We start from the raw sequence: 15,591 nt of genomic DNA, 5'->3' as shown, positions 1-15,591 counted from the left end.
GGATGGGGCGGAGTCGCAGGCGTGCGGATCCTGGCGCTGGGCGCGATGTCGATTTCACCTTTACGTTAACGTAAACCTGAGAAAGTGCAGTGTCAATCGTCAACATGACCTTTACGTTAACGTTAATTTGGGCGAGAGTATTTCCCGCCCCGATCAGCTCCCAGAACAACCACAAAAAGGGAACGTCATGAATCAACCGAGCTATACCCAGGGTCGCCAGGACAAACCCTTGCTGGCCATGACCATCGGCCAGGCCTTCGACCGCACGGTAGCGCGCTTCGGCGATCGAGAAGCGCTGGTGGTCCGTCATCAGCAGGTGCGCTATAGCTGGGCGCAGCTGGCCGCCGCCGTCGACCTGCATGCCCGTGCGTTCATGGCCCTGGGCCTGAAGACCGGCGACCGCCTGGGCATCTGGGCGCCCAACTGTGCGCAGTGGTGCATCGCCCAGTTCGCCAGCGCCAAGGCCGGGATCATCCTGGTCAATATCAACCCGGCGTATCGCACCAGCGAGCTGGAGTACGCGCTCAAGCAGTCCGGCTGCCAATGGTTGATCTGTGCCGGGGCATTCAAGAGTTCGGATTACCATGCCATGCTCGCCGAGCTGCTGCCGGAACTGGCCCACCAGGCGCCGGGACAGCTCGCCTGCGAACGCCTGCCTGACCTGCGTGGGGTGATCAGCCTGGCCAGCGAGCCGCCACCCGGCTTCCTGGCCTGGGAAACACTGGGCGAGCAGGGCGCCAGGGTCGGGCTCGACGACTACGCTGCCCGCCAGCAAAGCCTGCAGTTCGACCAGGCGGTGAATATCCAGTACACCTCCGGCACCACTGGCTTCCCCAAGGGCGCCACCCTCAGCCACTACAACATCCTCAACAACGGCTACATGGTCGGCGAGAGCCTGGGCCTGACCGAGCATGACCGTATGGTGATTCCGGTGCCGCTGTACCACTGCTTCGGCATGGTCATGGGCAACCTCGGCTGCATGACCCACGGCAGCACCATGATCTACCCCAACGACGCCTTCGACCCGGCCCTGACCCTGCAGGCCGTGGCCGAGGAGCGCGCCACCGCGCTGTACGGCGTGCCGACCATGTTTATCGCCGTGCTCGACCAGCCGCAGCGCGCCGACCACGACCTGTCCTGCCTGCGCACCGGCATCATGGCCGGGGCCATCTGCCCGATCGAGGTGATGCGCCGGGTGATCAACGAACTGCACATGAGCGAGGTGCAGATCGCCTACGGCATGACCGAGACCAGCCCGGTGTCGCTGCAGACCGGCCCGGACGACGAGCTGGAACTGCGCGTGACCACGGTCGGGCGAACCCAGCCGCAACTGGAGAGCAAGATCATCGACGAGCATGGCTGCGTGGTGCCGCGCGGGCAGATCGGCGAGCTGTGCACCCGTGGCTACAGCGTGATGCTCGGCTACTGGGGCAACCCTGCGGCCACCGCCGAAGCCATCGATCCGGCGGGCTGGATGCACACCGGCGACCTGGCGAGCATGGACGAACAGGGCTACGTGTGCATCGCAGGGCGCAACAAGGACATGATCATCCGTGGCGGTGAAAACATTTACCCACGGGAACTGGAAGAGTTCTTCTTCACCCATCCGGCGGTGGCGGATGTCCAGGTGATCGGCATTCCCGATGAGCGCTATGGCGAGGAGATCGTCGCCTGGATCAAGTTCCATCCCGGGCACAGCGCCACGGATGTGGAGCTGCAAGCCTGGTGCAAGAACCGCATCGCACACTTCAAGACCCCGCGGCATTTCCGTTTCGTCGAGGAATTCCCCATGACGGTAACGGGCAAGGTGCAGAAGTTCAGGATGAGAGAGATCAGCATCGAGGAGCTCAGGCAGAACTGAGTTGTTCTTCCAGGCCTCATCGCTGGCAAGCCAGCTCCCACAGGGTGCACCGCAAGACCTGTGGGAGCTGGCTTGCCAGCGATGATGCCATCAGCAACACCCTCAAACGTCGTTAACCCGTCTACGCTCTACCTTTCACCGGCGGCTCCTCGCTGGGCGGATCGCCAACGGTCGGCGGCACGGTCGGCTTGACCGGCACGCCCTCCGGATCTTCCTCGTCGGGCACCGTTGGCGGCAGGGTCGGGTCGTCGATATTCGGATCGGGCGTCTCCGCCGGGATAGGGATACTCATCGCTGTACCTCGCAAGGACGGTGATCGTGTCTTTGGCTTGGACCGCTTTCCCGCGGCAACGCTCATTTTTTATTGAACCCCCGCGCCTGCCATTGCTCTGAACCCTTACCGCCACGCCGTAACGGAGCGATGTTCGATGACCCGCAATGAGCCTTTCGTAACCGAGCGCATGGCCGCTGCCGACAATCCTGCCGACGATCCGCTGACCCTGGCCCAGGCCTTGTTGCTGCCCCGGGTGGTGATCGAGAACACCACGCCGGTGATCGACGCCGGCCTGTATGCGGTCAAGACCGAGGTCGGCCGCACGGTAACGGTCGGCAGTACGGTCTATGCCGATGGCCACGATGTCCTGGCGGTGACCCTCAACTGGCGCCAGGCCCATAGCCGGCGCTGGCGCAGCATCAGCATGACCTTGCTCGGCAATGACCGCTGGGAGGGCAGCTTCAGCATCAACGAGATGGGCCGCCACCTGTTCGTGATCGAGGCGTGGATCGACGGCTATGCCACCTATTGTCACGACCTGGAAAAGAAATTCGCCGCCGGGGTGGATGTCGAACTGGAGCTGGAGGAGGGCCGCCTGCACCTCGAGCATGCCGCCGAACGCAGCGCCGGGCCGCTGCGCGAGGAACTGGCCGGGCTTGCCCGGCGCTTGCGCAAGGGCCTGCCGGTGGCGTCCCGGGTGGAAATGCTGGTGGCCAGCGAGACCCGCGTGCTGATGGCCCAAGCCGATCCGCGCAGCTACCTTAGCCGCAGCCCCGAGTTTCCCTTGGACGTGGAGCGCGAACGTGCCGCCTTTGCCAGTTGGTACGAGCTGTTTCCCCGCTCGATTACCGACGATCCCCAGCGCCACGGCACCTTCAACGACGTACATGCGCGCCTGCCGATGATCCGCGACATGGGTTTCGATGTGCTGTATTTCCCGCCCATCCACCCCATCGGCAGCAAGTTCCGCAAAGGCCGCAACAACGCCCTCAGCGCCGAACCCGGCGACCCGGGCAGCCCCTATGCCATCGGCAGCCCGGACGGCGGCCATGATGCGATCCATCCGCAACTGGGCAGCCGCGAGGACTTCCGTCGCCTGGTCGCCGCCGCCGCGGACCACGGGCTTGAGATCGCCCTGGACTTTGCCATCCAGTGCTCCCAGGACCATCCCTGGCTGACCGAGCATCCCGGCTGGTTTTCCTGGCGACCGGACGGCAGCATCCGCTACGCGGAAAACCCGCCGAAGAAATACCAGGACATCGTCAACGTCGACTTCTACGCCGCCGACGCCGTGCCGTCGCTGTGGCTGGCGCTGCGCGACGTGGTGGAAGGCTGGGTACAGGAAGGCGTCAAGCAGTTCCGCGTGGACAACCCGCACACCAAGCCGCTGCCGTTCTGGCAATGGTTGATCGCCGATATTCGCAGCCGCCATCCCGAGGTGATCTTCCTTGCCGAAGCCTTTACCAAGCCGGCGATGATGGCCCGCCTGGGCAAGGTCGGCTACAGCCAGAGCTACACCTACTTCACCTGGCGCAATACCAAGGCCGAGATCCAGGAGTATTTCGAGACGCTCAACCAGCCGCCATGGTCGCTGTGCTACCGGCCGAACTTCTTCGTCAATACGCCGGACATCAACCCATTCTTCCTGCATCAGTCGGGGCGCGCCGGCTTCCTCATCCGTGCGGCCCTCGCAACCATGGGCTCGGGCCTGTGGGGCATGTATTCGGGCTTCGAGCTGTGCGAGGCAGCGCCGATCCCGGGCAAGGAGGAATACCTGGATTCGGAGAAATACCAGATCCGCCCGAGGGACTTCACCCAGCCGGGCAACATCATCGCCGAGATCGCCCAGCTCAACCGCATCCGTCGCCAGCAGCCGGCCTTGCACAGCCACCTGGGCGTACGCTTCTACAACGCCTGGAACGACAACATCGTGTATTTCGGCAAGCCCTCCCCGGATGGCGAAAGCTTCGTCCTGGTGGCGGTCAGCCTCGATCCGCACAACGCCCAGGAGGCGCACTTCGAGCTGCCGCTGTGGGAACTGGGCCTGGATGACAACGCCGTGACCCGCGGCGAGGACCTGATGAACGGCCATCGCTGGGAGTGGTATGGCAAGACCCAGTGGATGCGCATCGAACCCTGGCACCTGCCGTTCGGTATCTGGCGCCTGGACAAGGTGTAAGGAAGGGAAGTCGAGCATGGCGAAGAAAACCCGTCCCGCAGCCTTTATCGATGATCCGCTCTGGTACAAGGACGCGGTCATCTACCAGATCCACGTCAAGTCGTTCTTCGATTCGAACAACGACGGCATCGGCGATTTTCCCGGCCTGCTGGCCAAGCTCGATTACATCGCCGAGCTTGGCGTCAATACGCTCTGGCTGCTGCCGTTCTACCCCTCGCCGCGGCGTGACGATGGCTACGACATCGCCGCCTACAAGGCGGTGCACAGCGACTATGGGACCATGGCCGATGTGCGCCGCTTCATCGCCGAGGCGCACAAGCGCAACCTGCGGGTGATCACCGAGCTGGTCATCAACCATACCTCCGACCAGCATCCCTGGTTCCAGAAGGCGCGACGGGCCAAGCCGGGCTCGGCGGCACGCAATTTCTACGTGTGGTCCGACTCCGACCAGAAGTACGACGGCACGCGGATCATCTTCCTCGATACCGAGAAGTCCAACTGGACCTGGGACCCTGTGGCCGGCCAGTACTACTGGCATCGCTTCTACTCGCACCAGCCGGACCTGAACTTCGACAACCCGCAGGTGATGAAGGCGGTCATCGGCGTCATGCGCTTCTGGCTGGACATGGGCGTCGATGGGCTGCGCCTGGATGCCATTCCCTACCTGATCGAGCGCGACGGCACCAACAACGAGAACCTCGCCGAAACCCATGCGGTGCTCAAGCGCATCCGTGCCGAGATCGACGCCAACTATCCCGACCGCATGCTTCTGGCCGAAGCCAACCAGTGGCCCGAGGACACCCAGCAGTATTTCGGCGAAGGCGAGGGCGACGAGTGCCATATGGCTTTCCACTTCCCGCTGATGCCGCGCATGTACATGGCCGTGGCCCAGGAAGACCGCTTCCCGATCACCGATATCCTGCGCCAGACCCCGGAGATTCCCGCCAATTGCCAATGGGCGATCTTCCTGCGCAACCACGACGAGCTGACCCTGGAGATGGTCACCGACCGCGAGCGCGACTACCTGTGGAACTACTATGCAGCGGACCGCCGCGCGCGGATCAACCTCGGCATTCGTCGCCGCCTGGCGCCGTTGATGCAGCGTGACCGGCGCCGGGTGGAGCTGCTGACCAGCCTGCTGCTGTCCATGCCCGGCACGCCGACCCTGTACTACGGCGACGAGATCGGCATGGGCGACAACATCTACCTGGGCGACCGCGATGGCGTGCGCACGCCTATGCAGTGGTCGATCGACCGCAACGGCGGCTTCTCCCGCGCCGACCCGGCGCGCCTGGTATTGCCGCCGATCATGGATCCGCAGTACGGCTACCAGACCATCAATGTCGAATCCCAGGCCGAGGATCCGCACTCGCTGCTCAACTGGAACCGTCGTCTGCTCGCCGTGCGCAAGCAGCAGAAGGCCTTCGGCCGCGGCACCTTGAAGATGCTGGCACCGAACAACCGCCGCATCCTGGCCTACCTGCGCGAGTACACAAGCCCCGAGGGCGTCAGCGAAACCGTGCTGTGCGTGGCCAACGTGTCGCGCGCCGCCCAGGCCGTGGAGCTGGACCTGGCCCCCTGGCTCGATCGGGTGCCGGTGGAAATGCTCGGCGGCTGCGCCTTCCCGCCCATCGGCCATCTGCCTTTCCTGCTGACCCTGGCGCCCTATGGCTTTTATTGGTTCCTCCTCGCCCCGAAGGACCAGATGCCCAGCTGGCACGTCGAGGCAGCGCAACCCTTGCCGGAGCTCACTACCTTGGTCGTCAAGAAACGCATGGAGGAACTGCTCGAGGCTCCGGCCCGGCAAACCCTCGAAAACAGCATCCTTCCCGAATACCTGCCGAAACGGCGCTGGTTCGCCGGCAAGGACCAATCCATCGACAAGGTCCACCTGGCCTACGGCGTGCGTTTCGGCACGCCGACCACGCCGGTGCTGCTGGGTGAGCTGGAGGTGGACAGCGGCGGCCAGCGCCGGCGCTATTTCCTGCCCTTCGGCCTGGTCGGCGAAGACCAGATCCACACCGCGTTGCCACAGCAACTGGCGCTGGCCAGGGTCCGTCGCGGCAGGCAGGTGGGCTTTATCACCGATGCCTTCAGCCTGGAAACCTTCGTCCGTGGCCTGCTTGCCGGTTTCCAGGAGCACCTGCGCCTGCCGGGCAGCGATGGCGAGCTGCAATTCGAATCGACGCCGCAACTGGCACAACTGAACCTGGATGCCGATGCCGAGGTGCGCTACCTGTCTGCCGAGCAGTCCAACAGCTCGGTGGTGGTGGGTGGGCGCCTGGTGCTCAAGCTGATCCGACGGGTCAACGGCGGCGTGCATCCCGAACTGGAAATGGGCGCCTACCTGACCGCCGCCGGTTTCGCCAACATCTCGCCGTTGCTGGGCTGGCTGAACCGCGTCGATGCCGCTGGCGAGCCCCATCTGCTGGCCATCGCCCAAGGCTATCTGAACAACCAGGGCGATGCCTGGGACTGGACCCAGAACAACCTGGAACGGGCCATCCGCGACGAGATGGAGCCGCCGCAACTGCGTGGCGAAGCGCACGCCAGCGCGCTGGACGACCTCACCGGCTTCGCCGCCTTGCTAGGCCAGCGCCTTGGCGAAATGCACCAGGCGCTGGCCCGGCCCACCGACGACGAAGCCTTCCAGACCCGCATCAGCGACGGCGAGGACACCCGCCGCTGGAGTGAGCAGATTGCCGAGCAGTTGCGCACCGCCCTCGATCTGCTGGTGCAGCACCGCGACGAGCTGGACGAGGAAAGCCAGGCGCTGGTCAAGGATCTGGAACAGCAGCGCGATGGCCTGTTGCGCGAGGTCGGGCAACTGGCGCAGCAGGCCGAGGGCGGCCTGGTGATGCGCGTGCATGGCGACCTGCACCTGGGGCAGGTCCTGGTGGTGCAGGGCGATGCCTACCTGATCGACTTCGAAGGCGAACCCGCACGGCCCCTGGAAGAGCGCCGGGCCAGGCACAGCCCGTACAAGGATGTGAGCGGTGTGCTGCGATCCTTCGACTACGCTGCTGCGATGGCCTTGCGCGGTGCGGCAGGGGCCGGTGCGTTGCCGGACAACCTGCAGGCGCGCCAGCGCGTCGCCAAGCGCTACCTGCACGCCTCGCGCCACGCCTTCGTCCAGGCTTATGGCCTGGCTACCGCCAGCCTGCCGCATGCCTGGCTCAAGGAAGGCGGCGAGCAGGCGGCACTGGAATTGTTCAGCCTGGAAAAGGCTGCCTATGAAATCGCCTATGAAGCGGAAAATCGCCCGAGTTGGCTGGCCGTGCCCTTGCATGGTCTCCATGGGCTTGTGAGTACCTGGGGAGAGCAGTAAATGAGCGTGCACAAGAAGGAACAGGGCGGACTGGGCCGCAGCGATATCGACGATCTGGTCAATGCCAGGCACGCCGATCCGTTCGCGGTGCTCGGCGCGCACGCCGATGGTGCAGGAGGCACCTGGCTACGGGCCTATCTGCCGGAGGCCTTGAGCGTGCAGGCGCTGGCTGGCGACAGCGACGAGCTGATCGCCGAATTGCAGCAGGAGACTGTGCCGGGCCTGTTTACCGCGCATGTACAGCGGGGTGTCGACAAATACCGCTGGCGGATCAACTGGGCCGGTGGCGAGCAGGTAACCCCGGACCCGTACAGCTATGGCCCGCAGTTGGGCGACATGGACCTCTACCTGTTCAGCGAGGGCAATCACCGCGACCTGGCCAATCGCCTTGGCGCCCAGCCGGTGATGGTGGACGGCGTCGAGGGCGTACGCTTCTCGGTATGGGCGCCGAACGCGCGGCGGGTCTCGGTGGTGGGGGATTTCAACAATTGGGACGGCCGCCGTCACCCCATGCGCCTGCGTCACGCCAGCGGTGTGTGGGAGCTGTTCATCCCCGGGCTGCGGGCCGGCGAGACCTACAAGTACGAGGTGCTCGGACGCGACGGCGTGCTGCCGCTCAAGGCCGACCCGCTGGCCCGCGCCACCGAGCTGCCGCCGAGTACGGCGTCGAAGGTGGCCGGTCCGCTGGCCCATGAATGGCGTGACGAACAATGGCTGCGCGAACGCGGGGGAAACCCAGGCCATCGGGGCGCCGCTGTCGATCTACGAACTGCATGCCGGCTCCTGGCAGTGCGAGCTGGACGAGGCCGGTGAAGTCAGCCGCCTGTACAACTGGCGCGAGCTGGCCGAACGGCTGATTCCCTACGTGCAGGAGCTGGGCTTCACCCATATCGAGCTGATGCCGATCATGGAACACCCCTTCGGCGGCTCCTGGGGCTACCAGCCGCTGTCGCTGTTCGCGCCGACCTCGCGCTATGGCACCGCGGAAGATTTCGCCGCCTTCGTCGATGCCTGCCACCAGGCGCGGATCGGCGTGATCCTCGACTGGGTGCCGGCGCATTTCCCCACCGACAGCCACGGCCTGGCCCGTTTCGACGGTACTGCGCTGTACGAGTACGACAATCCGCTGGAAGGCTTCCACCAGGACTGGGACACGCTGATCTACAACCTGGGGCGCACCGAGGTCCACGGCTTCATGCTGGCCTCGGCGCTGCACTGGCTGCGCGAGTTCCATATCGACGGCCTGCGCGTCGATGCGGTGGCCTCGATGCTCTACCGCGACTATTCGCGCAAGGCCGGTGAATGGGTGCCCAACCGCCATGGCGGGCGGGAGAACCTCGAAGCCATCGACTTCCTGCGTCATCTCAACGATGTGGTCAGCCTGGAGGTGCCGGGTGCCCTGGTCATCGCCGAGGAGTCCACTGCCTGGCCGGGGGTCAGCCAGCCGGTGCAGCAGGGCGGGCTGGGCTTCTCGTACAAATGGAACATGGGCTGGATGCACGACACCCTGCACTACATCCAGAACGACCCGATCCACCGCCAGCACCACCACAACGAAATGAGCTTCGGCCTGATCTATGCCTATTCCGAGCATTTCATCCTGCCGATTTCCCACGACGAAGTGGTGCATGGCAAGCGCTCGCTGATCGACAAGATGCCGGGCGACCGCTGGCAGAAGTTCGCCAACCTGCGGGCCTACCTGGCCTTCATGTGGTGTCATCCGGGCAAGAAGCTGCTGTTCATGGGCTGCGAGTTCGGTCAATGGCGCGAGTGGAACCATGACAGCGAATTGGACTGGTACCTGTTGCAATACAGCGAGCACCTGGGCGTGCAACGCCTGGTCGGCGACCTCAACCGGCTATATCGGGAGGAGGGCGCGCTGCACCAGCAGGACTGCCAGCCGCAGGGTTTCCAATGGCTGATCGGCGATGACGCGCACAACAGCGTGTACGCCTGGCTGCGCTGGAGTGCCAATGGCGAGCCGTTGCTGGTGGTCGCCAACTTCACCCCGGTGCCGCGCGAGGGCTACCGTATCGGCGTGCCGTTTGGTGACCGCTGGGACGAGGTGTTCAACAGCGACTCGCAACGTTATGCCGGCTCCAACTTCGGCAACGAAGGGGCGGTGAAGGGCAGTGCGGTGCCCAGCCATGGGCAGCCGATGTCGCTGGAGGTGAACCTGCCGCCGTTGGGCGTGCTGATTCTGCGGCCGGCCCGCTAGTCGTTTTTGGCAGTACCGGCCTCATCGCCGCACCGCAGCGATGAGGCCATCGAGGTCACAACACAATCCAGCCACCAAACAACCCTGCCAGAGCCACCACCGCCCCCAGCACCACCACCGCGAATACCCCTTTCTCCCTCCCGTTGAACGCCGCCACTCCCTGCTCGTGCCGCGCCTTGAGATACAGCAGCGTCCCCGGCCCGTAGATCAGCGCCGACAGCAGCAGGTACTTCAGCCCTCCAGCCAGCACCATCAACACTGCATAGGCGGTAGCCAGCACCGCAACCAGCAGATCCTTGCCACGCCCGACGCCGTTTTCATAGCCCTCGCCGGTGTGCGCCAGCTTCACCGCATAGGCCGCAACCAGCAGATAGGGCACCAGGGTCAGCGAGCTGGTCAGTTCCAGTGCCAGGGTGAAAGCCGCCTCGGTGAAGTAGGTCAGGACCAGGAACAACTGCACGAACAGCGTGGTCAGCCACAACGCCGCACTGGGCACGCCATGGGCGTTCTCCCGGGTCAGCAGCTTGGGCATGGCCTGGTCGTGGGCCGCGGCATGCAGCACCTCGCAGGCCAGCAACGTCCAGGAGAGAAATGCCCCCAGCACCGAGACGATCAGGCCGATGCTGATAAAGATCGCACCCCAGCGCCCAACGATCATCTCCAGCACCCCGGCCATGGACGGCTGGCGCAGCGCCGCCAGCTCGGGGCGCAACAGCACGCCGTAGCTGAGCAGGGTGATCAGGATCAGCAGGCACAACACGCCGACGAAGCCCAGTACCGTCGCCAGGCCCACATCCCGCGGGTTGCGCGCATAGCGGGAATACACGCTGGCGCCCTCGATTCCGAGGAACACGAATACGGTCACCAGCATGGTGCTGCGCACCTGTTCGAACAGCGACTCCTGTGGCACGTTCACCAGTTCGGCGGCGGCATGGCCGATCCGGCCGTAGTCGTCCAGATGGGCCAGGTCCGGGTCGGAGGCGATCGCAGCAGGGCCTCCCCAGAAGTTCAGCATGAACAGCTCTCGGTCGAAGGCGACGGCCACGACGATGATGAACACCAGGATCGGGATCATCTTCGCTACCGTGGCGATGGTATTGATCACCGCCGCCTCCTGGACCCCGCGCAGCACCAGCAGGTGGAAGCCCCATAGCAGCAGCGAGGAGAGGACGATGGCGACCACGGTGTTGCCATCACCCAGCACCGGGAAGAACGCACCCAGGGTCGACTTGATCAGGATGAAATAGGACACGTTGCCGATGCAGGTCCCGGCCCAGAAACCGAACGCCGAGGCAAAGCCCAGGTAGTTACCGAAACCGGCACGGGCGTAGGCGTAGATCCCCGAGTCCAGGTCCGGCTTGCGCCGGGCGAGGGTCTGGAACACGAAGGCCAGCATGAGCATCCCGGCGCCGGCGATCAGCCAGGCGAGGATCGCCCCGAAACCGCCGCTGGCGCGGCCGAAGGTGGCGGGGAGGGAGAAGATCCCCGCGCCGATCATCGAACCCACGACCAGTGCGGTCAGAGCGCTGACACTGAGTTTTCCATCGGTGGCGGAGCTCATCGGACCTTCCTTGGTATGCAGGGGGGAGTCCATGAGATAAGCCGCTGGCAACCGGTTATGCCAGCACGGCAATCCGGTTGAATCTCCTCTGCCGTAACACGGTCACAAGCACAACGACCATCGCATCGAGAGAGGCAGTCATGAGCAACGATGAACTGGAACGTGAAGTGCTGACCCGTCTGCTGCACGCGCATCCGGAGGGGCTTGGCAAGGAAGTACTGGACAACTACCGCGGCGAGAAGGCCGTTGCCGGAATGCTCAAGACCCTGCAGGAGCGCAAGCTGATCCAGGGCACTCCGGTCACGGTGCAGGAACACGAGCCGAGCGTGGAATTTCCGATCAGGCTGACCAGCGCGGGTGTGGAGGCCGCCAGGCAGATGGAGGCGAAGCGCTGAGCGGCCAGCCCGCAGCGCTCACCAACGTACCCGTACGCCAAGATTACCGATCAAGCCGTTCAGGTCATTGTCATCCACGTCACTGCTGTAATCGGCACTGACGAACAGCGCCACCCTTGGCGTAATTCGCGCCACCAGGCCCAGACCCACTTCGACGGTGGGCGAGTTGCGCCCGCTGCTGATCTTGTCGACCTTGTCCAGGCTCACCGTGGCGGCGTTGGAAAAGTCATACCAGACGTTGGTCCGCACAAAGGGCTGGATGGGCATGCCGCTCACCACGTAATTCGCGGACAACTTCGCGCCGACCCGGCCGCTCCAGCCAGGTTGCCCGTCGAGCGCAGTGGCCTGGCCGACGGCGAAGTACTGTTGGTTGATGACCTGTGCCTGTGGCTCGATCACCCAGTGCTTGCCCAGGCCGATGGGAAAGCCGCCTCCCACCGACAGGACCACACCGCGCGCGTCGTCACTGATGGGCGCGCCTTGGGCGTTGTGCCCGCTGGCGTCGAACCGGGTGCTTTTGGCCATGGCATCCACATGCCAGCCCCGGTCATGGCTCAGGCGCCAGTAGACCCCGGTGCTGTCGCCTTCCGCAGGTACCGTCGAATACTTGCCTGCTGTTTGTGCACGCTTGATGGCCGGGCCGCTTTGCGGGTCGCTGTGGCCGACGAACACCTCGGTGCGGTAGGCGGAGGAGGTAGCGGGCGTCCTTGCTCCCAGGCCGTCGAGGCTCACCTTCGGCATGCTGAACATCGGCGTGTCGTAGAACAGGGATGGATCGAGGTCTTCCAGTTCCAGGGCATCCGCCGGGGCAGCCAGCAGCAGCGAGGCGGACATGGCCAGGAACAAGGAGTCAAGGCCGGACGGGTTGGACGCTGTTTTCATGACGTTCTCCTCAAGATGACAGCCAAGGGTCTGGCCTGATGTCACGGCTCGAGGAGGGGCGACCCAAACCAGCAAAACGAAGCCTGTCCGCGCGAAAAGGCGCGGGCTAGAGGCTCGGATTGAGTGTGGAGCGATGCTGCTAAGGTTCAGTCAAGGAGAGCGGGGGCGGGGCGTCAAGATTTTGTGAAAAGGCTTTGAAGGGATTGTTCTTGGATACAAGCCCATGAAAATAAACGCTCTTTTATTTTCGATATAGATCCTTGGTCTTTCAGCAGGGGTTGCTATTTCGAATCGTTGCAGGAGCGTGGCAAGCCACGCTCCTGCCGCGGTCATGCCTCCTCGTCCCGCACCAGTTCCAGCAACACCAGGCTGCGCCCGGTCACTTCGTACGGGCTGCCAAACGCCAGCTTCGGCGATTTGCGTCGCTTCGGTTGGTTGGTATCGATCAGCGCGCTCCAGTACTCGCCCTGGGGCACCTCGGGCAAGGTGAAGGGCACGGTGTCGTGGTGTGCATTGACGATCAACAGCAAGGTGGCGTCCGCCCCCGGCTTGCGGATCCCGGTGACCTGGGCGCGTCCGTCCATCAACATGCCCAGGCAGCGGCCATTGGCGTCTTCCCACTGCTCGACGCTCATTTCGTTGGCATCCGGCGCCAGCCAGGTGACGTCCTTGACCCCGATCGCTTCGTTGTAGTCGCCCACCAGGAAGCGCGCCCGGCGCAGGATCGGATAGCTCTGGCGCAGCCGGGTCAGGCGCTTGACGAAGGCCAGCAGTTCCTTGCCGTCTTCGTCCAGGTCCCAGTTGATCCAGCCGATCTCACTGTCCTGGCAATAGGCATTGTTGTTGCCGTGCTGGGTGCGGCTGAACTCGTCGCCGGCGACGATCATCGGCGTGCCCTGGGCCAGCAGCAGGGTGGCGAACAGGTTGCGCATCTGGCGCAGGCGCAGGGCGTTGATTTCCGGGTCGTCCGTCGGGCCTTCGACACCGTGGTTCCAGGACAGGTTGTTGTTGCTGCCGTCCTGGTTGTTTTCGTCGTTGTCCTCGTTGTGCTTGTCGTTGTACGAAACCAGGTCGCGCAGGGTGAAGCCATCATGGGCGGTGATGAAGTTGACCGATGCGTAAGGCCGGCGACCACGGCGGTTGAACAGCTCGCCGGAGGCGGTCATGCGCGCGGCGAAATCGGCCAGTTGGCCTTCGTCGCCTTTCCAGAACGCCCGCACGGTATCGCGGAAGCGGTCGTTCCATTCCGCCCAGCCCGGGGCGAAGTTGCCCACCTGGTAGCCGCCCGGGCCGCAGTCCCAGGGCTCGGCGATCAGCTTGACCTGGCGCAGCAAAGGGTCCTGGCGGCAGGCCACGAGGAAGCTGTGGCGCTCGTCGAAGCCCTCGTGGTAACGGCCGAGAATGGTCGCCAGGTCGAAGCGGAAACCGTCCACATGCATCTCGCCGGCCCAGTAGCGCAGCGAGTCGGTGACCAGCTGGAGGACGCAGGGATGGCTGAGGTCGAGGGTGTTGCCGGTGCCGGAATCGTTGATGTAGTAACGCTTGTCATCGGGCATCAGGCGGTAGTACGAGGCGTTGTCGATACCGCGCATGGACAGGGTCGGGCCAAGCTCGTTGCCCTCGGCGGTGTGGTTGTAGACCACATCGAGGATCAGCTCCAGGCCGGCATCGTGCAGGTGCGCGACCATCTCCTTGAACTCGGCGATCTTGCCCTTGGCCAGGTAACGCGGATGGGGGGCGAAGAAGGCGATGCTGTTGTAGCCCCAGTAGTTGTTCAGGCCTTTTTGCAGTAGGTGCTGGTCGTTGACGAAGGCATGGATCGGCAGCAGCTCGATGGCGGTTACGCCGAGGTCCTTGATGTGCCCGATCAGGTCGTCGTTCATCAGCCCGGCGAAGGTGCCGCGGGCGGCATCGGGCACGGACGGATGGCGCATGCTGATGCCGCGCACGTGGGCTTCGTAGACGATGGTCTTTTCCCAGGGCGTGCCCACACGGCGGTCGCGGCCCCAGGTGTAGGCCGGGTCGATGACCTTGCACTTGGGTACATAGGGCGCGCTGTCACGTTCATCGAAGCTGAGGTCGCCGTCCGGGTGGCCGATGGTATAGCCGAACAGCGCCTCCGACCATTTGAGGCTGCCCACCAGTTGCTTGGCATAGGGGTCGATCAGCAGCTTGTTAGGGTTGAAGCGATGGCCGTTGTGCGGCTCGTACGGGCCGTGCACGCGGTAGCCGTAGATCAGGCCGGGATGGGCATCGGGCAGGTAGCCGTGGAAGATCTCGTCGGTGTACTCGGGCAGCTCGATGCGCTCGATCTCGGTTTCGCCGCTGGCGTCGAACAGGCACAGCTCGACCTTGGTGGCGTTGGCCGAGAAGATGGCGAAGTTGACCCCTAGGCCATCCCAGGTCGCACCGAGGGGGAAGGGCAGGCCTTCACGGATGCGCGAGGGTTCGGTGTGTACGTTTGCGGGTTTTTCTTGACGACGGCTCATGGGTCACCTGAAGCGATTCTAGGGGTACAGGAGGCCTGCACGACAGCCCGGAGGCTGTCGCGTGTGGCGGATCAAACGATTTGGAAGCCCGGGATCAGAGCGGGGCGGGTTTCTTCGGTGCGCGCGGTTTTTTCGCCGCCGCCGCCGGCTTGCTCACGGCAGGCTTGCTGCCCAGGCTCGCAGCCGGTTCGGCCTTGGGCTTGGCCGCGGCCCTGGGCTTGGCCGGCGTGCTGGCGGCCTTGCCCGCCGTCTTGCCGGCGGACTTGGCTTGCGGCGCCAGGGCTTCGGCCTCGGCCAGCTTGCGCGCCATGTCCCAATGGCGCTCTTCCTGACCTTCGGGTTTGCCTTCCGACTCCCAGATCTGGTACGCGAATTCGCGTATGCGTTTTTCTTCGACACTCATG

General features: G+C 64.4%; 9 protein-coding genes and 1 pseudogene. 5 read left to right on the top strand and 5 right to left on the bottom strand.

Annotation, left to right across the window (positions count from 1 at the left end):
• The first annotated feature begins 187 nt into the window (after positions 1-187).
• The gene (locus tag ACPFMA_RS15830; protein ID WP_420058101.1) at positions 188-1,861 is read left to right on the top strand and encodes an AMP-binding protein; all 1,674 of its coding nucleotides are present in this window, start codon (positions 188-190) and stop codon (positions 1,859-1,861) included.
• Between the two features lie 121 nt (positions 1,862-1,982).
• Here ACPFMA_RS15830 and ACPFMA_RS15825 read toward each other — a convergent pair whose 3' ends face one another.
• On the bottom strand, positions 1,983-2,153 hold the full coding sequence (locus ACPFMA_RS15825; RefSeq protein ID WP_425928182.1) for a hypothetical protein: 171 nt from the start codon (positions 2,151-2,153) through the stop codon (positions 1,983-1,985).
• A 136-nt stretch (positions 2,154-2,289) separates the two neighbouring features.
• Between ACPFMA_RS15825 and ACPFMA_RS15820 the strand changes: the two genes are divergently transcribed.
• From ACPFMA_RS15820 to glgB, 3 genes and pseudogenes are all read left to right on the top strand, one after another.
• Positions 2,290-4,314 carry an alpha-1,4-glucan--maltose-1-phosphate maltosyltransferase gene (locus ACPFMA_RS15820; protein WP_425928181.1) on the top strand — a complete coding sequence of 675 codons (2,025 nt, stop codon included), beginning with the start codon at positions 2,290-2,292 and terminating at the stop codon, positions 4,312-4,314.
• Positions 4,315-4,330: 16 nt separating this feature from the next.
• Positions 4,331-7,642 (top strand): maltose alpha-D-glucosyltransferase, encoded by a 3,312-nt coding sequence (gene treS / locus ACPFMA_RS15815; RefSeq protein ID WP_425928180.1) that lies wholly within the window; start codon positions 4,331-4,333, stop codon positions 7,640-7,642.
• Positions 7,643-9,860: pseudogene (gene glgB / locus ACPFMA_RS15810) on the top strand (1,4-alpha-glucan branching protein GlgB).
• Between the two features lie 55 nt (positions 9,861-9,915).
• On the opposite strand, the gene ACPFMA_RS15805 reads toward glgB, so the two are convergent.
• A complete protein-coding gene (locus tag ACPFMA_RS15805) occupies positions 9,916-11,421 on the bottom strand; it encodes an amino acid permease (protein ID WP_425928179.1) in 1,506 nt (501 codons plus the stop codon).
• A 140-nt stretch (positions 11,422-11,561) separates the two neighbouring features.
• Here ACPFMA_RS15805 and ACPFMA_RS15800 point away from each other — a divergent pair, with 140 nt between their 5' ends.
• Positions 11,562-11,816: a hypothetical protein gene (locus ACPFMA_RS15800; RefSeq protein WP_064304242.1), complete on the top strand. Its 255-nt coding sequence runs from the start codon at positions 11,562-11,564 to the stop codon at positions 11,814-11,816.
• Positions 11,817-11,834: 18 nt separating this feature from the next.
• Here ACPFMA_RS15800 and ACPFMA_RS15795 read toward each other — a convergent pair whose 3' ends face one another.
• The 3 genes from ACPFMA_RS15795 to ACPFMA_RS15785 all read right to left on the bottom strand — a co-directional run bounded on the left by ACPFMA_RS15795 (position 11,835) and on the right by ACPFMA_RS15785 (position 15,590).
• Complete coding sequence (locus ACPFMA_RS15795; RefSeq protein WP_425928178.1) at positions 11,835-12,698, bottom strand: autotransporter outer membrane beta-barrel domain-containing protein; 864 nt, start codon at positions 12,696-12,698, stop codon at positions 11,835-11,837.
• Positions 12,699-13,027: 329 nt separating this feature from the next.
• Positions 13,028-15,187 carry a glycogen debranching protein GlgX gene (gene glgX, locus ACPFMA_RS15790; RefSeq protein ID WP_009406545.1) on the bottom strand — a complete coding sequence of 720 codons (2,160 nt, stop codon included), beginning with the start codon at positions 15,185-15,187 and terminating at the stop codon, positions 13,028-13,030.
• 94 nt (positions 15,188-15,281) lie between these two features.
• On the bottom strand, positions 15,282-15,590 hold the full coding sequence (locus ACPFMA_RS15785) for a DUF2934 domain-containing protein (RefSeq protein ID WP_425928177.1): 309 nt from the start codon (positions 15,588-15,590) through the stop codon (positions 15,282-15,284).
• Position 15,591: the final 1 nt, after the last annotated feature.

The organism is Pseudomonas sp. NyZ201 (genome assembly GCF_049860765.1).
GTDB classification, from domain to species: Bacteria; Pseudomonadota; Gammaproteobacteria; order Pseudomonadales; family Pseudomonadaceae; genus Aquipseudomonas; species Aquipseudomonas bharatica.
The sequence above is the reverse complement of the archived record's forward strand: the minus strand, read 5'-3'. Positions and strand labels throughout refer to the sequence as shown.